19 protein-coding genes are annotated in these 19955 nt (G+C 73.8%); 6 read left to right on the forward strand and 13 right to left on the reverse strand.

Annotation, left to right across the window (positions count from 1 at the left end):
• Positions 1 to 12 precede the first annotated feature (12 nt).
• The 7 genes from BM064_RS06525 to ruvC form a co-directional block, all read right to left on the reverse strand.
• Positions 13 to 1368 carry a hypothetical protein gene (locus tag BM064_RS06525; RefSeq protein WP_092858952.1) on the reverse strand — a complete coding sequence of 452 codons (1356 nt, stop codon included), beginning with the start codon at positions 1366 to 1368 and terminating at the stop codon, positions 13 to 15.
• Positions 1365 to 1856, reverse strand: coding sequence for a protein TolR (tolR, locus tag BM064_RS06530; protein WP_092858953.1), 492 nt, complete (start codon positions 1854 to 1856; stop codon positions 1365 to 1367). The genes BM064_RS06525 and tolR overlap by 4 nt, the downstream gene beginning before the upstream one ends.
• Before the next feature lie 3 nt (positions 1857 to 1859).
• Positions 1860 to 2576: a protein TolQ gene (gene tolQ, locus BM064_RS06535; protein ID WP_092858954.1), complete on the reverse strand. Its 717-nt coding sequence runs from the start codon at positions 2574 to 2576 to the stop codon at positions 1860 to 1862.
• Positions 2577 to 2996: 420 nt separating this feature from the next.
• Entirely contained in the window at positions 2997 to 3398 is a 402-nt protein-coding gene (ybgC, locus tag BM064_RS06540) for a tol-pal system-associated acyl-CoA thioesterase (RefSeq protein ID WP_092858955.1), read from the reverse strand.
• Positions 3395 to 4450 (reverse strand): Holliday junction branch migration DNA helicase RuvB, encoded by a 1056-nt coding sequence (gene ruvB, locus BM064_RS06545; RefSeq protein ID WP_092858956.1) that lies wholly within the window; start codon positions 4448 to 4450, stop codon positions 3395 to 3397. The genes ybgC and ruvB overlap by 4 nt, the downstream gene beginning before the upstream one ends.
• An 8-nt stretch (positions 4451 to 4458) precedes the next feature.
• Complete coding sequence (ruvA, locus tag BM064_RS06550) at positions 4459 to 5160, reverse strand: Holliday junction branch migration protein RuvA (RefSeq protein WP_092858957.1); 702 nt, start codon at positions 5158 to 5160, stop codon at positions 4459 to 4461.
• Positions 5157 to 5669: a crossover junction endodeoxyribonuclease RuvC gene (gene ruvC, locus BM064_RS06555; RefSeq protein WP_092858958.1), complete on the reverse strand. Its 513-nt coding sequence runs from the start codon at positions 5667 to 5669 to the stop codon at positions 5157 to 5159. Before ruvC ends, ruvA begins: the two co-directional genes overlap by 4 nt.
• Before the next feature lie 313 nt (positions 5670 to 5982).
• Between ruvC and BM064_RS27380 the strand changes: the two genes are divergently transcribed.
• Positions 5983 to 6201: a DUF1127 domain-containing protein gene (locus BM064_RS27380; RefSeq protein WP_177236165.1), complete on the forward strand. Its 219-nt coding sequence runs from the start codon at positions 5983 to 5985 to the stop codon at positions 6199 to 6201.
• A gap of 173 nt (positions 6202 to 6374) precedes the next feature.
• Here the strand turns inward: BM064_RS27380 and BM064_RS06565 are convergent, their stop codons facing one another.
• The gene (locus BM064_RS06565) at positions 6375 to 7244 is read right to left on the reverse strand and encodes a 50S ribosomal protein L11 methyltransferase (protein ID WP_092858960.1); all 870 of its coding nucleotides are present in this window, start codon (positions 7242 to 7244) and stop codon (positions 6375 to 6377) included.
• A 391-nt stretch (positions 7245 to 7635) separates the two neighbouring features.
• Positions 7636 to 8283: a peptide-methionine (S)-S-oxide reductase MsrA gene (gene msrA, locus BM064_RS06570; protein ID WP_092858961.1), complete on the reverse strand. Its 648-nt coding sequence runs from the start codon at positions 8281 to 8283 to the stop codon at positions 7636 to 7638.
• Between the two features lie 194 nt (positions 8284 to 8477).
• On the opposite strand from msrA, the gene BM064_RS06575 reads away from it, so the two are divergent.
• Positions 8478 to 10892 (forward strand): ATP-dependent helicase, encoded by a 2415-nt coding sequence (locus BM064_RS06575; RefSeq protein WP_092858962.1) that lies wholly within the window; start codon positions 8478 to 8480, stop codon positions 10890 to 10892.
• A 150-nt stretch (positions 10893 to 11042) separates the two neighbouring features.
• Here the strand turns inward: BM064_RS06575 and BM064_RS06580 are convergent, their stop codons facing one another.
• Together BM064_RS06580 and BM064_RS06585 are read right to left on the reverse strand one after the other, a co-directional pair.
• Positions 11043 to 12791: a hypothetical protein gene (locus BM064_RS06580; RefSeq protein WP_092858963.1), complete on the reverse strand. Its 1749-nt coding sequence runs from the start codon at positions 12789 to 12791 to the stop codon at positions 11043 to 11045.
• Between the two features lie 289 nt (positions 12792 to 13080).
• Positions 13081 to 13689 (reverse strand): carbonic anhydrase, encoded by a 609-nt coding sequence (locus tag BM064_RS06585; protein WP_092858964.1) that lies wholly within the window; start codon positions 13687 to 13689, stop codon positions 13081 to 13083.
• A 221-nt stretch (positions 13690 to 13910) separates the two neighbouring features.
• Between BM064_RS06585 and BM064_RS06590 the strand changes: the two genes are divergently transcribed.
• Positions 13911 to 15125 carry a CaiB/BaiF CoA transferase family protein gene (locus tag BM064_RS06590; RefSeq protein ID WP_177236166.1) on the forward strand — a complete coding sequence of 405 codons (1215 nt, stop codon included), beginning with the start codon at positions 13911 to 13913 and terminating at the stop codon, positions 15123 to 15125.
• 63 nt (positions 15126 to 15188) lie between these two features.
• Here the strand turns inward: BM064_RS06590 and BM064_RS06595 are convergent, their stop codons facing one another.
• Complete coding sequence (locus BM064_RS06595) at positions 15189 to 16193, reverse strand: acyltransferase family protein (protein WP_092858966.1); 1005 nt, start codon at positions 16191 to 16193, stop codon at positions 15189 to 15191.
• A 189-nt stretch (positions 16194 to 16382) separates the two neighbouring features.
• Here BM064_RS06595 and BM064_RS06600 point away from each other — a divergent pair, with 189 nt between their 5' ends.
• The 3 genes from BM064_RS06600 (at position 16383) to BM064_RS06610 (ending at position 18835) form a co-directional block, all read left to right on the forward strand.
• A complete protein-coding gene (locus tag BM064_RS06600) occupies positions 16383 to 17240 on the forward strand; it encodes a MaoC/PaaZ C-terminal domain-containing protein (RefSeq protein WP_092858967.1) in 858 nt (285 codons plus the stop codon).
• 63 nt (positions 17241 to 17303) lie between these two features.
• The gene (locus tag BM064_RS06605) at positions 17304 to 17672 is read left to right on the forward strand and encodes a Zn-ribbon domain-containing OB-fold protein (protein ID WP_092858968.1); all 369 of its coding nucleotides are present in this window, start codon (positions 17304 to 17306) and stop codon (positions 17670 to 17672) included.
• Between the two features lie 11 nt (positions 17673 to 17683).
• Positions 17684 to 18835, forward strand: coding sequence for an acetyl-CoA acetyltransferase (locus BM064_RS06610; RefSeq protein WP_092858969.1), 1152 nt, complete (start codon positions 17684 to 17686; stop codon positions 18833 to 18835).
• 129 nt (positions 18836 to 18964) lie between these two features.
• On the opposite strand, the gene BM064_RS06615 is transcribed toward BM064_RS06610, so the two are convergent.
• Positions 18965 to 19753 carry an SDR family oxidoreductase gene (locus BM064_RS06615; RefSeq protein ID WP_092858970.1) on the reverse strand — a complete coding sequence of 263 codons (789 nt, stop codon included), beginning with the start codon at positions 19751 to 19753 and terminating at the stop codon, positions 18965 to 18967.
• Positions 19754 to 19955 lie beyond the last annotated feature (202 nt).

Here is a 19955-nt window from a genome sequence, read left to right on the forward strand (position 1 = left end):
GGGGAAGGCGGATCACATCTGCACTCCCTGTCCCGGATTGAACTTGAACTCGATGGTCTTCCAGCGGCCGTAGGATTCGCGCGGCAGCTGGAAGCCCTCGGTGGCGGCGCGGGCGGCGGCGATCTCGGCCACCTGGATCGCCACCCGCCAGCGCGCGTCGGGCACGCCGTTGGGCTGCACCACCTTCGGCTTGCCGACCATCTTGCCCGACTGGTCGAGCTGAACCTGGATCACCACCACCAGCTCCTCGTAGTTGGGCAGGTTGGTCACGCGGTCCATGCGCCAGTACTTCTGCACGCCCAGCCGGACGCCGTTCACCTGGCCCGAGGTCAGGCGCGGCCCCTCCGGCGCGTTGGTCGTGGCGCCGGTCGAGCCGGAATTGGCCGCGGCCGTCTGGGTCGACGGCTGCTGCGCGGGCTTCGGGTCCGGCTTGGCGGCGGGCTTGGGATCGGGCTTCGCCGCCGCCGGCTTGGGATCGGGCGTCGGCTCGGGCTTGGCGGCCGGGGCCGGCTGCGGGTCGGCCGCGGCGGTCTGGGTCTCGGGCTCGGGCGCGCGGGTGCGCTCGGGCGCCTCGGGGCGGCCGCGCGGCGGGGCCGAGGCGACGGGGGCGAGCGTGTCCTGCTCCGAGGTCTCGTCGGCCTCGGTCACGATCTGGGTGGTCGCCTCGCGCGGCGCGGCCGCGGGCTGCTCGGGCGGCGGCGGGGTCTGGGCCTGCTGCTCCGAGGGCCGGGTCGCGGGCGTGGGCTTGTCCGCCTCGGCGATGGTCTCCTTGGGCGGCGCGGGCGTCGGCGCCACGCGGTCGAGGTCGCGCGGCGGCGCCGCGTCCGGCGTCGCCGGCGCGTCGCGCTGGGGGGCGTCCAGCCGCTCGGGCCCCGCGGGCAGCGGGGGCGAGGAGGCGGTCACGCCCCTCGGCGGCGCCACGGGGGCGTCGTTCGCGCTCGGCGCTTCGGGCCGGGAGGCGGGGGCCGCGGTCTGGGCGGGCGCGGTCTCCTGCCGCTCCGGCGGCCGGGTGGGGGCGGGCGCGCTCTCGTTGCGCTGCGCCTCGGAGCGGTCGGGCGGCGCGTCGGAGGCGGGGGCCTCGGGCGCGGGCCGGTCCTCGCCCGGGCGCGGCGGCACCAGCGAGGCGACCTCGCCCCGCGGGCCCTTGGGCGCCTGGGAGACCATGGCGTCGAATTCCGACGAGGTGATCAGGTCGACGTCGGCGATGCGCACCGCCTGCGCCTCATCGCCCGAGAACAGCGGGCCGCCGAAGATCGCCACCAGCACGACCGCCACGTGGGCGCCGGCCGAGACCATCAGGCCCCGCTTCTCCTCGGGTTCCGGACCCTCCGGACGCGCCGGGGGCCGCAGGGCGCGGCGCGGGCTCATTCGCTGGGCGTCCCCGGCGCGGGCTGGGCCTGGGAAGCGTTCTGGGGCTGGGGCGCGGAATCGGTGACCAGCGCGATCGACGAGAAGCCCCCCGCGTTCAGCGCGCCCATAACCTGCATGATCGCGCCGTAGCTCAGCGACTGGTCGGCGCGCAGGAACACCTGGTCGTCGCGCCGCTCGGAGGCGATCGCGGTCAGGCGCTCGATCAGGTTCTCGGGCGGGACCTCGGCGTTCATCACGTAGACCTTGCCGTCCGGCGCGAGCTGGACGGTCAGCGGCTCCTCCTGCTGGTGGGGCAGGGGGTCGGCGGCGGTCTGCGGCAGCTCCAGCGGGACCCCGGTGGTCAGCATCGGGGCGGCGACCATGAAGATGATCAGCAGCACCAGCATCACGTCGACCATCGGCGTGACGTTGATTTCGCCCATCGGCTGGTTGCGGCCCCTGCGGGTCCCGCGCGCGCCGCTGCGGCGCTGGACGGTGGCGACCATGGCTCAGCTCTCCCGCTTCTGCATCTGCCGGTCGAGGATCGCGCCGAACTCGTCCGAGAAGGCCTCCATGCGGCCGACCAGGCGGTCCGCGTCCCCGGACAGCTTGTTGTAGAAGATCACCGCGGGAATCGCGGTCACGAGGCCGAGCGCGGTCGCGACCAGCGCCTCGGCGATGCCCGGCGCCACCACCGCGAGGTTGGTGTTCTGGCTCATCGCGATGGCCTCGAAGCTGTTCTTGATGCCCCAGACGGTGCCGAAGAGGCCCACGAAGGGCGTCACCGACCCGACCGTGGCCAGGGTCGACAGCCGCGCGCCCAGCGCCTCGGCCTCGCGGGAGATGGCGACGTTCATGACGCGGTTGATGCGCGCCTCCGCGCCCGCGATCAGCTTGCCGCCGGTGGCGTGCGACTTGCGCCACTCGTTCATGCCGGCGGTGAAGATCCGCTCCAGCGCCGAGCGCGGCCGGTCGCCCAGCCGCTCGTGCAGCTCGTCCAGCGGCTGGCCGGACCAGAAGGCGTTCTCGAACTGGGTCGCCTCGGTCCGCGCCCTGCGGAACCGCAGGTATTTCGAGATCGCGACCGCCCAGGACCAGATCGAGGCCAGGACCAGCATCACCATCACGATCTGGACCGTCAGGGTCGCGCGCAGGAACAACGCCTGCAGGGAAAAATCAAGCTCATGCGCCGCGGCGATCGCGTCGGCCGCCTGCTCGGGATTCATGCCTCGTCTCCGCCTCTGCCCTTTGCGGCCGACCCGTCTGCCGGGGTCTTGGTCCGCTCGCGCCCGCCTCCGCCGCCCACCCCGGGCGGGTCTCTCGCGCGCAGTATAAAGCAAGCGCGAGCGGTGAAACAGCAGCGCGGCGGCATTATGGCGGATCGGCGCCCTGCGGCGGCGGAGCGCGGGCGATTTCGGGGGAGCGGCCTCCCTCGCTGCGGCGCTTTCGGGGGATCGCGAGGCGCAGGGCGACGCGCCGGCGGCGCCGAGCGGCAGGGACGCGGCGTCGCCCCCGGCGCCCGGGCGCCGCGTCGACCCGCCCGCCCGGGGCCCGGTCCCGCCCGCGGCGCGGGGCGGACCGCCGCGCCCGGGGCGAGGGCTGCCCGGCGCGGCCGTCGCGCCGCCGCCCTGGCTGCCCGCCCGGGGTCAGCCGGCCAGGCGCTCCATCGCCGCGCGGGCCTCCGGCGGCAGACGCACGGGCCGGCCGTCGAGCGTCATGCAGGCCACCGAGACCCGGGCCCGGTTCAGCGTCAGCCCGTCGCGGCGGATCTCCTGTCCCATCACGGCGGAGGCGCCCTTCAGCGTCTCGACCCGGGTGACGACCTCCAGCAGGTCCTCGAAACGGGCGGGCGCCACGTAGTCCACCTCGATCCGGCGCACCACGAAGACCACGCCGGCGGCCTTCAGCGCGCTCTGGTCCACGCCCAGCTCCCGCAGCGCGTCGGAGCGGCCGCGTTCGTAGTAGCGCAGGTAGTTGGCGTAGAAGACCACGCCGGCGAGGTCGGTGTCCTCGTAATAGACGCGCACGGTCAGGCGGTGCTCGGTCATCGGTCCTCGAAGAGGTCGGGGCCGGGGCGCGGCGACTCGGGCGGGCTGGGCGCCGCGAGGCCGAGGTGGGTCCAGGCCTTCGCCGCCAGCATCCGGCCGCGCGGGGTGCGCTGGATCAGGCCGGACTGGAGGAGGAAGGGCTCGATCACCTCCTCCAGCGCGTCGCGGGCCTCGGAGAGGGCGGCGGAGATCGTCTCGATGCCCACCGGGCCGCCGCCGTAGTGCTCGGCCAGCAGGCGCAGGTAGCGCCGGTCGCCGCCGTCGAGGCCGAGGTCGTCGACGCCGAGCCGCGTCAGCGCCCGGTCGGCGATGGCCTGAGTGACCGTGCCGTCGCCCTCGACCACGGCGAAGTCCACCACCCGGCGCAGCAGGCGGCCGGCGATGCGCGGCGTGCCGCGGGCGCGGCGCGCGATCTCCTGCGCGCCCTCGGGGGTGGCGGGGGCGTTCAGCAGGCGCGCGGCGCGGTCGACGATCTTCACCAGGTCGGCGACGGAGTAGAACTCCAGGCGCACCGGGATGCCGAACCGGTCGCGCAGCGGCGTGGTCAGCAGGCCGAGGCGGGTGGTGGCGCCGACCAGGGTGAACGGGGGCAGGTCGATGCGGACCGTGCGCGCGGCCGGGCCCTCGCCGATGACGAGGTCGAGGGCGTAGTCCTCCATGGCGGGATAGAGGATCTCCTCGACCACCGGGGACATGCGGTGGATCTCGTCGATGAAGAGCACGTCGCGGGCGTCGAGGTTGGTGAGGATCGCCGCCAGGTCCCCGGCTTTCGCCAGCACCGGACCCGAGGTCATGCGGAAGTTCACGCCCAGCTCGCGGGCGACGATCTGGGCGAGCGTGGTTTTTCCCAGTCCGGGGGGGCCGTGAAACAGGGTGTGGTCCATCGCCTCGCCGCGCCTGCGGGCGGATTCCACGAAGACGCGCAGGTTGGCGCGGGCCTCGGGCTGGCCGACGAAATCGTCCAGCGCCTGCGGGCGCAGGGCGCGGTCGGCCTCGTCGCCGGGCAGGGGCTCGCGGTCGGTCAGGCGGCCGGAGGGGGGGGCGTCGGCCATCTAGCGGCTCACTTCGGGGCCAGGGCGCGCAGGGCGGCGCGGATCAGGGCGGCGGAGGTCGGCGGCGTCTCGCCGTCGGCGGCGGCCTCCGCCACGGCGACGGCGGCCTGGGACTCGGGGTAGCCCAGGTTGACCAGCGCCGAAAGGGCGTCGGCCTGGGCGGCGGCGGCCGAGGCCGCGCCGTCGTCCGGCCTCGCCCGGGGCTTCGCGGCGCGTTTCGGGGCGGTCGCGGCCTCGGTCGTCTCGTCGACGACGGCGGAGAGGGTGGGCGCCGCGGCCCGCGCCCCGCGGCCGCCGAGCGCCATGACGGTGGGGGCCTTGTCGCGCAGCTCCAGCACGATGCGCTGGGCGAGCTTGGGGCCGACGCCAGGCGCCTTGCGCACGGCGGCCGTGTCGCCGGTGACGATGGCCCGGCCCGTGCCCTCGGGCCCCAGCAGCCCGACGATGGCGAGCGCGCTGCGCGGGCCCACCCCCTGCACAGAGGTCAGCAGGCGGTGCCATTCCTTCTCGGCCAGGGTCGGGAAGCCGAACAGCTGCAGCAGATCCTCGCGCACCACCAGCTCGGTATAGAGGGCGCAGGGCTCCCCGGGCTGGGGGAGGGCGGCCAGCGTGCGGGGCGAGGCGTAGATCACGTAGCCCACGCCCGCCGCCTCGATCAGCGCGTGATCCTCGGCGATGTAATCGAGCCGGCCGGAGACCTTGCCGATCATCGAGAGGCCCCGGCGGCGGCGAGCGCCGCCTCCAGCTTGCCGCCGGCGCGGGCGTGGAAGGCGTGGCAGAGCGCGATCGCCAGCGCATCCGTCGCGTCGGGGCCGGCGAGCTTCGCGCCGGGGAGCTGCAGGCGCACCATGTGCTCGACCTGGGCCTTGGCGGCGTGGCCGACGCCGACCACGGCCTTCTTCACCGCGTTGGGCGCGTATTCGGCGACCGCGAGCCCCGCACGCGCCGGCACCAGCAGGGCCACCGCGCGGGCCTGGCCGAGCTTCAGCGTCCCCGCGGCGTCCTTGTTGACGAAGGTGTGCTCGACGGCGGCCATCTCGGGCGCCTGGGCCTCGACCACCTCGGTCAGCTGCTCGAACAGCGACAGCAGCCGCGTGGCGAGATCCGTCCCCCGCGATTCGCAGACCCCGTTGGCCACGTGCCGGACCCGGCTGCCCGAGGTCTCGATGACCCCCCAGCCGGTCCGTCTGAGGCCGGGATCGACCCCGATCACCCGCATGCGTCCCGCCTTCTTCCGCTCGATTTTGGGAAAGCTAGCACGAAGCGCGAACATCCGGCCAGAGCCGCGCGCGGAATCCGCCGGGATTCCGCCATGTTTGCGATCTGCAACCGACATCGGATGGTCTGAATCCGACGTGACGTCGGGGATTGGCAAGGTTCTGAAAACCTACAGTTTTTCGTTATGCGCGCCGTGCAAGGCGCCCATGCGTTTTGCAACGTTGCACAAGAATTCGGCGCCCTCTAGATGCGCCCTCACGGGACGACGCCGCGTCCCGCCACCCGGACAGTTCGCCGGCCCGAAGGAGACCGCCATGACCCAGATCAACGTGAACGCCCCTGCGCTGCCCCGCGGCGCCCTCGCCATCCACTCCGCCATCAACGCCATCGAGTCGCTGATCGCCGAGATCGCCCTGTGGAACGCGCGCCGAAACACGGCCCGCGCGCTCGCCCGCCTCTCGGACCGTCAGCTCGCCGACATCGGCCTGCTGGGCGCCGACCTGGAAGAAGTCGCGGCGCGCCTGCGCCGCTGATCGACCCACCCCTTCGGGTACGGCGGAGCGCCGTCCTCGCGAAAGCGAGGGCGGCGTTTTCCATTTCGGGGCGGAGGGTCGGGAACGCGGTCCCGGGCGGACCCCGCTGGGCGGCCCTTCGGCGCGGCCCCGGGCGGTCGGCCGGATCTCGGAAGCCTCGGCCGGCGCAGCGCTCAGCGGCGGCGCAGCACCAGGGTGGTCCAGCCCTCGAGCCTGATCACGCGATGGCGCGCGAAGCCGTTGGCGAGGAACGCCTGCTCGACGCCGGGCGCCTGGCGGTCCAGCAGGCCCGAGAGCACCGCGAAGCCGCCGGACGCCGTGGCCCTGGCGATCGAGGGCGACAGGCGCTTCAGGGGCCGGGCGAGGATGTTGGCGAAGACCAGGCCGTAGGGGCCCGCGTCGCGGATCAGCGGCGCCTGCAGCCCGTCGGCCTGGCCGATACGCATCCAGGGGCCGAGCCCGTTGGCGCGCGCGTTCGCCTTCGCCGTGCGCACCGCCACCGGGTCGATGTCGGTCGCGACCGCCAGCCGGCGGAAGGCCGCCGCCGCGGCCATCGCCAGCACGCCCGTCCCGCAGCCCACGTCGAGGGTGCGGTCGAAGACCCAGCCCTCGCGCACCAGCCCCTCCAGCGCCAGCAGGCAGCCCCGCGTGGTGCCGTGGTGGCCGGTGCCGAAGGCCATGGCGGCCTCGATCTCGAGCCCGGTGCGGTTGAGCGGGATCGTCTCGGCGTCGTGGGAGCCGAAGACGATGAAGCGGCCGGCGTGGACCGGGGTCAGCTCGCGCCGCACCTGGGCGACCCAGTCGCGGTCCTCGAGCCGGGAGACTGCGAAGGGCCGGGCGCTGTGGGCGGCGGCCAGCAGGTCGAGCGCGACGGGGTCGGGCTTCTGGTCGTAGTAGGCGCCGACTTCCCACAGGCCCGAGCCGTCCTCGACCTCCAACACCGCGAGGGCGAGGGGGGAAAGGGGCAGGTTCTCGACCGCGTCGCCGAGCGTATAGGCCTCGGCCTCGCCGGGGAGGGTGGTCAGCGCGGTCCAGGTGGTCATGGGCGAGGGCTCCGGGGGCCGTGTGGGCGAAGGGGGGCGCGCGGCGGGCTTTGGCCGGTGGCGGGCGCGAGGTCAAGAGGCGGAGGGGGAGGAGGCGCCCTGCGGGCGGGCCTGGAATGCGCGCGCTTCGCGCGCGGCGGGCGGGCGCCCCCAGGAGCCGCTTCCGAACTCACCCAAGAACAGGCCCGCGCCTGTCCTCCGGATCCGTCCGTCGCTGAAGATGCCTGAGCGACTCGGCCGATGGGGTCAAGGACAAGCCCCGCTGGCGCGGGGTCGCTTCGCGATCCTTGACCCCATCGGCCGAGTCGCTCTGATCGGCATCAGCGACGGACGGCTCCGGAGAACAGGCGCTCCCGGCGGGCTGTGGGGCCGGGGGCGCCCGGGGCGGGCGTCAGGCGCCGACGCCGATGGGGCAGCTGACGCCGGTGCCGCCGACGCCGCAGTAGCCGGCCGGGTTCTTGGAGAGATACTGCTGGTGGTAGTCCTCGGCGTAGTAGAACTCGGGCGCGGACAGAATCTCGGTGGTGATCTTGCCATAGCCGGCGGCGGCGAGGCGCGCCTGGTAGGCGTCGCGGCTGGCCTCGGCGGCCGCGGTCTCCTCCGCCGAGGCGGTGTAGACGCCCGAGCGGTACTGGGTGCCCACGTCGTTGCCCTGGCGCATGCCCTGGGTGGGGTCGTGGCCTTCCCAGAAGGTCTTGAGCAGCGCGTCGTAGGAGATCTTCGCGGGGTCGTAGACCACCAGCACCGCCTCGGTATGGCCGGTGCGGCCGGTGCAGACCTCGCGATACGAGGGGTTGGGGGTGACGCCGGCGATGTAGCCCACCGCGGTGGTCCAGACGCCGGGCAGCGACCAGAACTTGCGCTCGACCCCCCAGAAGCAGCCGGCGGCGAAGATCGCCGTGCGCAGCCCCTCGGGGAAGGGCGGCTTCAGGGGATTGCCGTTCACGTGGTGAAGCTCGGCCGTGGGGATCGGATCGGGCCGGCCGGGCAGCGCGGTGGCGGCCGTGGGAAGCTCGGGCGTGCGGCGCGAAAAGAACATGGGGGCGGTCTCCTCCGGGGTTTGCGGCAATATAGTCCGTGCGCCGCCGCGATTCAGCCCCGATGTGGCCTCCCCGCGCCGCGCCCGCGCTCACGAGAGCGTGCGGCCCTCCCACCGGGGCCCGGCGCCGCAGGGCGGAACGCAACGCGAACACCCTCTTTCGCCCGGCGCCCCTTCGCGCTAGTCTCTCCTGCATGAGCGGCGGTGAGCATTTCGGCGGCGAGTACGACGGCGACGGGTTCGACGACGAGTTCGAATCCTTCGAGACCGCGGCCTCGCTGAGCCTGTCGGCGCGCGCCATGGCGGCGCGCCCGACCCCCTATCTCGACGGTCTGAACCCGCCCCAGCGCGAGGCGGTGGAGACGCTGGACGGCCCCGTTCTGGTGCTGGCCGGCGCCGGCACCGGCAAGACCCGGGCGCTGACCGCGCGGATCGCGCATATCCTCTCGCTGGGCCGGGCGCGGCCGTGGGAGATCCTGGCGGTCACCTTCACCAACAAGGCCGCACGCGAGATGAAGCATCGCGTGGCCGACATCCTCAACCAGCCGACCGACGGGATGCCCTGGCTGGGCACGTTCCACGCGCTGTGCGCCAAGATGCTGCGCCGGCATGCGGAGCTGGTGGAGCTGAAGTCGAACTTCACGATCCTCGACACCGACGACCAGCTGCGGCTGATCAAGCAGATCCTGCAGGCCGAGGGCATCGACGAGAAACGCTGGCCGCCGCGCCTGATGGCCTCGCTGATCGACGGGTGGAAGAACCGCGGCTGGCGGCCCGAACAGCTGCCGGCGGCCGAGCACGCCGCCTTCAACCGCCGCGGCGGCGAGGTCTACGCGATCTATCAGGCCCGCCTGCGCACGCTGAACGCCTGCGATTTCGGCGACCTGCTGATGCACATGATCACCATCTTCCAGAAGCACGAGGACGTGCTGGAAGGCTGGCGCCGGCGCTTCCGCTACATCCTGGTGGACGAGTATCAGGACACCAACGTCTCGCAGTACCTGTGGCTGCGGCTGCTGGCGGGGGGCGCGAAGAACATCTGCTGCGTGGGCGACGACGACCAGTCGATCTACGGCTGGCGCGGGGCCGAGGTCGGCAACATCCTGCGATTCGAGAAGGATTTCCCCGGCGCCAAGGTGATCCGGCTGGAGCAGAACTATCGCTCGACGCCGCATATCCTGGCCGCCGCCTCGGGCGTGATCCACGCCAACGAGAGCCGGCTGGGCAAGACCCTGTGGACCGAGGCGAACGGCGGAGAGAAAGTCCGCCTGATCGGCCACTGGGACGGGGACGAGGAAGCCCGCTGGATCGGCGAGGAGATCGAGGCCTTCCACACCGGGACCCGCGGCCACGACCGCCTGTCGCTGGACGACGTCGCGATCCTGGTGCGCGCCGGCTTCCAGATGCGCGCCTTCGAGGACCGGTTCCTGACCATCGGCATGCCCTACCGCGTGATCGGCGGCCCCCGCTTCTACGAGCGGCGGGAGATCCGGGATGCGATGGCCTATTTCCGCCTCGCCGTCTCCCCCGACGACGGGCTGGCCTTCGAGCGGATCGTGAACGTCCCCAAGCGGGGCTTGGGCGACAAGGCCCAGCAGCAGATCCAGCTCGCCGCCCGCGACGCCAGCGTGACGCTGATCGAGGGCGCGAAGCTGGTGCTGGAGGCCGGAACGCTGGCCGCCCGCGCCCGCAACGCGCTGCGCGAGCTGCTGGACGGCATCGGCCGCTGGCACGGGCAGGTGCTCGCCGGCGCCAGCCACACCGAGCTCGCCGAGGTGATGCTGGACGAGAGCGGCTACACCGAGATGTGGAAGGCCGACCCCTCGCCTGATTCGCCGGGCCGGTTGGAGAACCTCAAGGAGCTGGTGAAGGCCGTCGGCGAGTTCGAGAACCTGCAGGGGTTCCTCGAGCACGTCTCCCTGGTGATGGACAACGAGACCGAGGACGGCGGCGAGAAGGTCTCGATCATGACGCTCCACGCCGCCAAGGGGCTGGAGTTCCCGGCGGTGTTCCTGCCGGGGTGGGAGGATGGGCTGTTCCCCTCGCAGCGGAGCATGGACGAGAGCGGGCTGAAGGGGCTGGAGGAGGAGCGGCGCCTCGCCTACGTCGGCCTCACCCGGGCGCGCGAGCACCTGACCGTCTCCTTCGCCGCCAACCGGCAGATGTACGGCCGCTGGCAGAACGCGCTGCCGTCCCGCTTCATCGACGAGCTGCCGGAGGCCCATGTCGAGGTGCTGACCCCGCCCGGCCTCTACGGCCACGGCGGCGCACGGGCCGGGGCGCCGACGGACATCCCGGGCGTGATGAAGGGCTCGCAGCTCGAGGACCGGGCGGCGCGGGCGGACGCCTACAACTCGCCCGGCTGGCGGCGGATGCAGGCGCGCACCGCCTCCCGCCCGATGAGCCAGCCGCGGGAGAGCGCCAACCTGGTGATCGACGCCGAGGCGATCCCGGCCTTCGAGCTGGGGACCCGGGTCTTCCACCAGAAGTTCGGCTACGGCGCCGTCACCGAGATCGAGGGCGACAAGCTGGGCATCGAATTCGAGAAAGCCGGCTTCAAGCGCGTGGTTGCGAAGTTCGTCGCCGCCGCGGACGACGTGCCCTTCTGACCTCCGCGCCGGGCGCCGACCCGGCCGGGCGGCGCGCCCCCCGCAAAAGGCGCGCCCCTGACGTGGGGCGCTCGTTCCGCCCGGGGCGCGCGCGCCCCGGGCCTGACCCGGGGCCTCGCGCGGCCGGCCGCGGGCGCAGGGTCGCGCCGCTCAGTCTCCCTCCGCCCCCGCCCAGATCGCCGGCCCGTGGTCGCTCAGCACGCCTGCGGCGATGGCCGCGTCCACGCGCGCGTCGGGGACGAGGTAGAGCATCGGCAGGCGCATCCCCTCCCCGAAGGGCAGGGTCAGGCTGCGGGCGCGGCGCAGGGCGGCCAGCGCCTCGGGCGAGGGCGAGGGCCCGGTCGCCAGCGCCCAGTTGGCGCGGTGCGGGGCCGAGGCGGCCTCGGCCTCGGGCAGCGGCTCGGGCGAGCCGATCATCAGCGCCACGCCGCGGTCCAGCAGGTGGTCGAGCGTGGCCAGCCGGCGGTGGCCGACGCGGTCCAGCTCGACCCCGTGGCGCGCGGTCCAGGGGTCGGTCAGGCCCAGCATGTCCACCGTCGGCAGGCCGGAGGCGTAGGGGATCGCTCCCGCCGCGGTCACCGCGATCACCGGGCCGTCGAAGCCCTGGGGGAAGGCCCGGGCCAGCGCCTCGCCCATGCCGATCCAGTTCCAGCCGTCGCGGGCGATGTGCGCCTCCAGCTCCCAGGTGCTCTCGATCCAGCGGTGGTCGCGGAAGCCCACGGCCTGCAGCGTGGAATGCCCCAGCAGCCCCAGCGCCAGCGCCGCCAGCGCGCCCCGCCGCGCGGCGGGCGACAGGGCGGCGGTCGCCAGCGCGAAGACCCGCGCCCCCAGCACCGCCAGCGGCGGCAGGCCGGGGACGAGGAAGCGGAACTCCATGAAGTCGCCCCCCACCGCGACCACGTAGGCGGCCCAGGCCAGCACGCCCGCCAGCAGCGCGGCATGGAAGGGGGAGCGCAGGAGGCTCCGCGCGAAGACCAGCGCCCCGAGGCCCACGATCGCGAGGCCCGAGTTGACCAGGAACTGCGCGACGTAGATCGCGCCCGCCTCCATCTGCATGCGCAGCCCGGCCGCCTGCTTGGCGGCGAAGGTGTTGGGGATCGCCGTGCCGAAGTGGAGCAGCGACCAGGCGAGATACCCCGCCAGCAGCGCCGCTCCCGGCCCGGCCAGCGCCGCCAGCGCCGCGCCGCGCCGCGGGCTGCGCCAGGCGGCGAGCGCGGCGGCGCCGGCGAAGACCGCGACGAAGACCGCCGAATCGAGCCGCACCCACCCCGCGGCCCCCAGCGCCAGCGACAGCGCCGCGAAGGCTCCGGGCCCCGCCCCCGGCCGCAGGCACCGCGCCAGCGCCAGCATCGAGACCGCGACCGCCGCCGCCTGCATCGAGGTCTCGAGCCCCCCGGTCGCATAGCGCAGGACGCTCCAGCACCCCGCGAGGAGCAGGGGCGCGGCCAGCCGCGCCGCCGGCTCCGTCTCCTGCGTCGCGCCCAGCCGGGCGACGGCGAGCAGGCAGACCAGCGCGAACAGGATCCCCAGCGCCATGGCGGCGGCCTCGGGCGCGCCGCCCAGCGCGACGGCGGCGGCGATCAGGTAGGTCCAGGCGGGGTTGGTGAAGCCGAACACGGCCTCGCCCGGCTGCCAGACCGGGCCCAGCCCGCGGGCGATGTTGGCGGCGTAGCGGAAGGAGATGTAGGCGTCGTCCTGGAGGAAGCGCGCCGCCCAGGCGGCCGGCGCGAAGGCCGCCGCCAGCGCCAGCGAGGCCGCCGGGAACCCGCCGACGCGGGCGGCCAGCCACCGGGGCTGCGCCCCGTCGCCTGACGGGGAGGGGCCGGCCGGGGAGGGGCCGGACGGGGAGAGGCCGGCCGGGGAGGGGCCCGGCGCCGCGCCCTCGGCGTCGCCGCTCACCGGGCGCTTCTCGCGCGTGTCGGACGCATCGGTCTCCCCCCTCGTTGCCCTCGCCCGAGCCTAGCCCGCGCCGCCGCCGGGCGCCAACCGCCCCGCGCCCCGCGCCCCGGGCCTGCGCGTCGGTGGTCGGGCCCGGCGGCGGCGCCGGAGGGGGCGGCGCCCGGGAAGCCGGCCGGGGCGCGTCGCGCCCGGCCTGCCTTCGCCCGCCAGGGGCCGCGAACGAGAACGCCCCGGGCGATGGCCCGGGGCGCGCGCGCGCGCGTGCGTGAGGTCCGTCGTGCGAAGGCGCTCAGCGCTTCTTCGCGTCCTCCGGGGTGATCGTGCAGCGCATGTCGCGCAGCAGGCCGTCCTTCAGCCCGTAGCACAGGCCGTGGAGGTTGATGTCCAGGCCGCGCTTCCACGCCTCGCGCATGATCGGCGTGTCGGCGAGCTTGCGCACCCCCTCCAGCACGTTCAGCTCGCACAGGCGGTCGATCTTCTGCTCGTGGGTCTCGATGCGGCCGAGTTCCTCGGCGTTGATCTGGGCGAGCCGGCGCACCGGCTCCAGCCAGTGGTCGACCAGCGCGCCGGTGGGATCCTCGAGCGAGGCGCGCACGCCGCCGCAGCCGTAGTGGCCGGTGATCATGATCTCCTTCACGCCGAGCCCGAAGATCGCGAACTCCAGCACCGAGAGCATGTTCATGTCGGCCGAGTGGATCACGTTGGCCACGTTGCGGTGGACGAAGACCTCCCCCGGATCGAGGCCGGCCACCTGGTTCGCCGGCACCCGGCTGTCGGAGCAGCCGATCCAGAAATATTCGGGCGTCTGCTGCGCGGCCAGTCGCGGGAAGAAGTCGGGGGAGGCGGTGCGGATCCGCTCGGACCAGGCTTTGTTGCGCTTGAAGATTTCGTCGATCATCAGGGTCTCCGCTCGGGGGGCGAGAAAGGGCGGGATGGCCGACCGCCTCCCCGGCCGCGTCGACCGCGGGTTAGTTAGTATGATGGCGGCGCTGCGGCAATATCCTTGCGCGGAGATATGGGCCGGCCGTCTGTCGCCGCCCTTGCCTTCCGCGTCCCGCCGGGGCGACATGCGCCGCCGGACGCCCGAAGCCGGCGCCGAGAATGGGAGGATCGCCGGTCATGCTGAGGCTTCTGGACGGAAAGCGCGTGGTCGAGATGGGCCACATCCTGCTCGCGCCCTACGCGACGCAGATGCTGGGCGACTTCGGCGCGGACGTGATCAAGGTGGAATCGCTCGACGGCGACACCTATCGCGGGCTGGGCCAGCCGCGCGTCCCCGGGGGGATGACGGCGCAGTGGATGGCCAACAACCGCAACAAGCGCTCGATCGCGCTGAACCTCAAGGACGCTGACGCGCGCGCGGCGCTGATGAAGCTGGTCGGCGGTGCGGACGCCTTCGTGCACAACATGCGCCCCGCCGCCGTCGAGCGGCTGGGCTTCGGCTACGAGGCGCTGGCGAAGCTGAACCCCCGCCTGGTCTACGCGCAGGCCGTCGGCTTCGGCTCGTCCGGGCCCTACGCCGGCCGGCCGGCGGTGGACGACGTGATCCAGGGCTGGTCGGGCTTCGCCGACCTGATGGGCCTGCACGGCGAGGGGCCCGAGATGGCGCCCGTGGCCGTGTGCGACGTGATCACCGCGCTGATCCTGGGCCAGACCGTGCTGGCGGGGATGCTGAAGGCCGCCGAGACCGGGAAGGGCTGCTTCCTCGAGACGGCGATGTTCGAGGCGATGGCCACCGTCGGCCTGAACCAGCACCTCAACGGCCACGCCTTCCAGCCGCCGAACGCGGGGCTGATCTACGCCCGCACCGGCTCGCCCCACCGCCGGCCGGTGGCGACGCGGGACGGCTGGATCATCCACGCCGTCTACAACTTCCGACACTGGACCGATTTCCTGGGCGCCGTGGGGCGCGAGGACGTCCTGGCCGGCCCGATGATGGCCGACCGCTACGCGGCCGCGGCCAACGTCGGCGAGCTCTACCGCCTGCTGGCGGAGGAGATCCTGCCCACCCGCTCCACCGCCGAGTGGCTGGCGCTGTTCGCCGAGCTCGACATCCCCGCCGCCCCCTGCACCGAGCTGGCGGCGCTGGAGAGCGACCCGCACCTGGCGCAGGTGGGCCTGTTCCGCGACTACGAGCACCCCTCCCAGGGTCTCTGCCGCGAGACCCGGGCCCCGGTCGAGAGCCGCGACGTCGAGACCGCCCCCGACCGTCACCCGCCCGAGCTGGGCGAGCACAGCGAGGAGATCCTGCGCGAGGCCGGCGTCTCGGCCGCCGAGATCGCGGACCTGGTCGCCCGGGGCGCGCTGCGCGGCTTCGAGCCCGAGGCGGCCTGAGCCTTCGGGTCGCGGCGCCCGCCGCACGGGCGCGCCCCGGGCCCGACCCGGGGCCTCTCGCCCTCAGGCCCCCAGCGCCGGCCCGAGCCGCGTGCGCCGGAGCAGGGGCGCCAGCAGCAGCGGCCCCGCGATCCCCGCCGCGACGCCCAGCGCCACATGCAGCGCCGGGTCCTCGATCCCCGCGCGCAGCAGCGCGATGCGCGTGGCGCTCGAGAACACGGTGTGGGCGAGGTAGATGAACAGCGACGCGCGCCCCAGGCTCGCCGCCCAGCGCGAGCGGCCGAGCGCGCTCCCCCGGATCGCCAGCAGCAGCCCCACGGCGGCGGCGAGGGCGAGAAGGAAATGGGCCCGCTCCTCCTCCGCCCGCGGCTCCAGCCCGGCGTCGAGGAGGCACAGCGCGAAGACCGCCAGCCCCGCCCAGCCGATCCAGGGCCGCCAGCGCCCCGCCAGCAGCGGCAGGCCGAGCGCCGCGCCGGCGGCGAAGAAGGGCGCGTGGCTCAGCGTCGGCTCGAACAGCTTCACCAGCCCCTGGGGCACGAGGTGCAGCGCCATCGCCGCCGGCCCCGCAGCCGCCATGACCGCCAGCATCGCCCAGCCGACGAGCCGGTGCACGGCGAAGCCCGCGAAGGCCACGGCCTGGATCAGGAACAGCGCCCACAGGAACCACAGGTGCTCGTAGGGGGGCAGGGGCCAGCGCAGCAGGTCCCCGACCCCCGCGGCGGTGTTCGCCGCCGGGCCCGCCAGCACCCGCAGCCCCAGGAACAGGTAGGTCCACACGGCCATCGGCAGCAGCAGCCGCACGAGCCGCGAGCGGGCGAACCCGCCCACCGTCGCCTTCGCCGCCGAGGCGGGGAAGGTCATCCCCGCCAGCACGAAGAACAGCGGCATGTGGAACAGGTAGATCATCGAATCCACGGCCGCGAACAGCCCCGGATCCAGCGGCACGCGCGAGACTTCGAGCCCCCGCAGCGCATGGCCCAGCACCACCAGCACGATCCCCACGCCCCGGGCTGCGTCGAGCCATCCGGCCCGCGCCCCGTCTGCCAGCGGATCGGCGGCTCTGGTCATCGCTCCCCCCGGGGCCTCGCGCCCGCGCCGGGCGGTTTTCGTGCAATCGCGAGGCGATGTCGATGCCGCCCGCGACCGCCACGCGAGGGAAGACGACCTGCCAAGTCTCCCTTATCATGCGCGCCGCGGCCGCGACCGGTCGCGCAAGCCGCGCGACCGTCATGACGCGGCCCGACCAGGAGGACCCCGGTGGCCATCGACTACGACAAGCTGATGAAGCTCGACATTCCCGCCGTCGAGCAGACCTACACGGAGCGCGACACGATGCTCTACGCCCTCGGGCTGGGGCTCGGCTCCGACCCGATGGACCTCGACGAGCTCGGCTTCGTCTACGAGGAGGGGCTGGCCGCCCTGCCGATGATGGCCAACGTGCTGGGGGCGAAGGGCTCCTGGGTGCGCGACATGGACACGGGGGTGAACTACCTCAAGGTCGTGCATGGCGAGCAGGCGCTGACGCTGCACGCGCCCCTGCCGGCCGCCGCCACCGTGGTCGGCAAGACCCGGGTGGCCGAGATCGTCGACAAGGGAGAGGGCCGCGGCGCCCTGCTGGTGGGCGAGCGCGAGATCACCGACAAGGCGACCGGCACGCTGCTGGCGACGGTTCGCCAGACCATCTTCGCGCGCGACGACGGCGGCTTCGGCGGCCCGGGCGAGGCCAGCCGCAAGCCTGCGAAGATGCCCGAGCGGGCGCCGGACCTGACGATCGCCCGCACGACCCGGCCGGAGCAGGCGCTGATCTACCGGCTCTCGGGCGACTACAACCCCCTGCACGCCGACCCGCGGGTGGCGGAGAAGGCCGGCTTCCCGCGCCCGATCCTGCACGGGCTCTGCACCTTCGGGATCGGCGGCTTCGCGGTGCTGAAGGGCGCCTGCGGGCTGGATGCGGCGAAGCTCAAGCGGCTCGACGCCCGCTTCACCTCGCCCGTGTTCCCCGGCGAGACGCTGGAGACGGACCTGTGGCTCGACGGCTCGGAAGTGTTCTTCCGGGTGCGCATCCCGGCGCGGGAGAAGGTGGCGCTCGACAACGGCTACGCCGTGGTGGGCTGAGCGTCCGCGCGGGGGGCTGCGGCCCCTCGCGCCCCAGAACCATAAGAATCCAAGGAGGAACCCATGTCTCAGGAGATCCGGCCCGAGGCCGACTTCCAGGCGCACCTGGCGGAGGGTCGCTTCATGATCCTGCGCGCCAGGGGCTCCGGCCGCTGCTTCTGGCCGCCGCGGGTGGCCGAGCCGCGCACCGGCGACACCGACCTCGAGTGGGTCGAGGCGTCGGGCGAGGGCGTGGTCTACTCGACCACCGTCATGCGCCCGCGCCCGCCGGCCGCCCCCTACAACGTCGCCCTGATCGACCTCGCCGAAGGCGCCCGCATGATGTCGCGGGTCGAGGGGCCGGCCCCCGAGGAGGTGAGCATCGGCATGAAGGTGCGCGCGCGCATCGCAGCTGGCGAGGACGGCCCGCTGGTCGTCTTCGACCCGGCGTGAGGGAGAACGACATGACCGGATTTCCCCGCGGCCGCACCGCCATCGTCTCCGCCGTCACGCACGGCATGGGCGAGACCCCCGGCTTCCACGAGACCGACCTCGCCGCCGCCGCCGCCGTGAAGGCGCTGAAGAAGGTCGGGCTGACGCCGGCCGACGTCGACGGGCTGTGGATCGCCCAGCCCACCGACATGCTGGCCGGGCTGAGCTTCGCCCAATACCTCGGGATCCATCCCAGGATCACCGGCAACAACCGGGTCGGCGGGTCCTCGTTCCTGACCCACATGCACGAGGCGGCGCTGGCGCTGGACGCGGGGCTGATCGACGTGGCGCTGATCGCCTACGGCTCGAACCAGCGCAGCTCGACCGGCAAGCTGGTCTCCACGGCGCGGCCGGACCCGTGGGACGGGCCCTACAAGCCGGTGCTGCCGGTGGCGGCCTACGCCTTCGCCGCGGCCCGGCACATGCACCAGTACGGCACGACCCCTGAGCAGCTCGCCGAGGTCGCCGTGGCCGCCCGCGGCTGGGCGAAGCTGAACCCGGACGCGTTCATGCGCGGCGACCTGACGGTAGACGACGTGCTGTCCGCGCGCCGGGTGGCGGACCCGCTGGGCGTGCGCGACTGCTGCCTGGTGACCGACGGGGCGGCGGCGATCGTGATGACGCGCGCCGACCGGGCGAAGGACCTGACCGAGGTTCCGGCGCATGTGCTGGGGATCGCGGCGGCCACCACGCACATGCAGGTGAGCTCGATGGCCGACCTGACGGTCTCGGCCGCGGCCGAATCCGGCCCGCGGGCGATGGCTCAGGCGGGGGTGAAACCCTCGGACTTCGACGTGGTGGAGCTCTACGACGCCTTCTCGATCAACACCTTGCTGTTCCTCGAGGATCTGGGGTTCTGCAAGAAGGGCGAGGGCGGGGCCTTCGTCTCCGGCGGGCGGATCGCGCCCGGGGGCGAGTTGCCGGTGAACACCAACGGCGGCGGCCTGAGCTGCGTGCATCCCGGCATGTACGGCCTCTTCACCGTCGTCGAGGCGGTGGAGCAGATCACGGGCGCGGCCGGCGAGCGGCAGGTGGAGGGCGCGAAGCTGGCGCTCTCCCACGCCAACGGCGGCTTCCTGTCGAGCCAGGTGACGGCCGTCCTCGGCGCGCCCGAGACGGTGTGAGGCGCGGGCCGGCCCGCGGTCTCCGCGGGCCGGCTTGGTCCTGCCGGCGTCGGGGGGGCGTCCTCGGGGGCGTCGAGCCCCCTCGGCCGCCCGCCGCCTTGCGGGGGCGCCCGGGGCGGGCGCCGGGCGCTACTCGTCGATCGAGGGCCCGACCTGCGCGTTCACGATGCCCCCGTCCACGGTCAGCGTGTTGCCCACGATGTAGTCGCCCGAACGGGCGGCGAGGTAGAGCGCGGCGGCGCCGATGTCCTCCTCGTTGCCGATGCGCTTCGCGGGGATCCGGCGGGAGACGACGTCGGCATGGTCGCGCGCGGCGGTGTTCATGTCAGAGGCGAAGGCGCCCGGCGCAATGGCGGTGACGTTGACGTGGTCCTCGACCAGCTTCGCCGCCACTCGGCGCGTGAGATAGATCAGCCCCGCCTTCGAGGCGTGGTAGGCGTAGGTGTCCCATGGGTTCAGGCGCTGGCCGTCGATGGAGGCGACGTTGATCACCTTCGCGGGGCGCTCCGCGCTCGCGTTCGCCTTCAGCATCCCGTGCAGCTTCTGCATCAGGAAGAAGGGCGCCTTGAGGTTCACGTCCATCGACTTGTCCCAGCCCTTCTCGGAATAGGACTCGAACGGCTCGCCCCAGGCGACGCCGGCGTTGTTCACGAGGATGTCGAGGGCGGGCTCGCGTTCGGAGAGCTCGGCGACCAGGCGCTCGATCCCCTCGATCGTGGAGACGTCGCCGGGCAGGGCCACGCAGTTGGGGCCGAGCGCTTCCGCGGTCTCCAGGCAGGCGGGGGCCTTGCGGGAGGTCACGTAGACCCTGGCGCCGGCGGCGACGAAGGTCGCGGCGATGATCCGCCCGAGCCCCCGCGAGCCGCCGGTGACGAGGGCGGTGCGGCCCTCGAGCGAGAAGAGCGTTGCGAGATCCATGGGGGTCCTCCTTGTCGGGTCCGGCGACGGCCGGTTTCTCTCGACCTGCCGGCCGGGTTGGGTCCGGTTGTTGGACGCGGGCGGAGGGAGGAACAGGGGTCGGCGGGACGGCTCTGCCGTCCGCTGCGCGGCCGGGACGCCCGCCCGCCGACCCCGTCGCGGCAGGACGGCGCGACCGCCCGCGCGGGGGCACGCCGGCGAT

Source organism: Albimonas pacifica, from assembly GCF_900113695.1.
GTDB lineage: Bacteria > Pseudomonadota > Alphaproteobacteria > Rhodobacterales > Rhodobacteraceae > Albimonas > Albimonas pacifica.

What these genes read in the sequence shown, in the direction of transcription:
- BM064_RS06525 (WP_092858952.1), bottom strand. Translation starts at nt 1,368, where the DNA reads ATGAGCCCGCGCCGCGCCCTGCGGCCCCCGGCGCGTCCGGAGGGTCCG.
- tolR (WP_092858953.1), bottom strand. Translation starts at nt 1,856, where the DNA reads ATGGTCGCCACCGTCCAGCGCCGCAGCGGCGCGCGCGGGACCCGCAGG.
- tolQ (WP_092858954.1), bottom strand. Translation starts at nt 2,576, where the DNA reads ATGAATCCCGAGCAGGCGGCCGACGCGATCGCCGCGGCGCATGAGCTT.
- ybgC (WP_092858955.1), bottom strand. Translation starts at nt 3,398, where the DNA reads ATGACCGAGCACCGCCTGACCGTGCGCGTCTATTACGAGGACACCGAC.
- ruvB (WP_092858956.1), bottom strand. Translation starts at nt 4,450, where the DNA reads ATGGCCGACGCCCCCCCCTCCGGCCGCCTGACCGACCGCGAGCCCCTG.
- ruvA (WP_092858957.1), bottom strand. Translation starts at nt 5,160, where the DNA reads ATGATCGGCAAGGTCTCCGGCCGGCTCGATTACATCGCCGAGGATCAC.
- ruvC (WP_092858958.1), bottom strand. Translation starts at nt 5,669, where the DNA reads ATGCGGGTGATCGGGGTCGATCCCGGCCTCAGACGGACCGGCTGGGGG.
- BM064_RS27380 (WP_177236165.1), top strand. Translation starts at nt 5,983, where the DNA reads ATGACCCAGATCAACGTGAACGCCCCTGCGCTGCCCCGCGGCGCCCTC.
- BM064_RS06565 (WP_092858960.1), bottom strand. Translation starts at nt 7,244, where the DNA reads ATGACCACCTGGACCGCGCTGACCACCCTCCCCGGCGAGGCCGAGGCC.
- msrA (WP_092858961.1), bottom strand. Translation starts at nt 8,283, where the DNA reads ATGTTCTTTTCGCGCCGCACGCCCGAGCTTCCCACGGCCGCCACCGCG.
- BM064_RS06575 (WP_092858962.1), top strand. Translation starts at nt 8,478, where the DNA reads ATGAGCGGCGGTGAGCATTTCGGCGGCGAGTACGACGGCGACGGGTTC.
- BM064_RS06585 (WP_092858964.1), bottom strand. Translation starts at nt 13,689, where the DNA reads ATGATCGACGAAATCTTCAAGCGCAACAAAGCCTGGTCCGAGCGGATC.
- BM064_RS06590 (WP_177236166.1), top strand. Translation starts at nt 13,911, where the DNA reads ATGCTGAGGCTTCTGGACGGAAAGCGCGTGGTCGAGATGGGCCACATC.
- BM064_RS06595 (WP_092858966.1), bottom strand. Translation starts at nt 16,193, where the DNA reads ATGACCAGAGCCGCCGATCCGCTGGCAGACGGGGCGCGGGCCGGATGG.
- BM064_RS06605 (WP_092858968.1), top strand. Translation starts at nt 17,304, where the DNA reads ATGTCTCAGGAGATCCGGCCCGAGGCCGACTTCCAGGCGCACCTGGCG.
- BM064_RS06610 (WP_092858969.1), top strand. Translation starts at nt 17,684, where the DNA reads ATGACCGGATTTCCCCGCGGCCGCACCGCCATCGTCTCCGCCGTCACG.
- BM064_RS06615 (WP_092858970.1), bottom strand. Translation starts at nt 19,753, where the DNA reads ATGGATCTCGCAACGCTCTTCTCGCTCGAGGGCCGCACCGCCCTCGTC.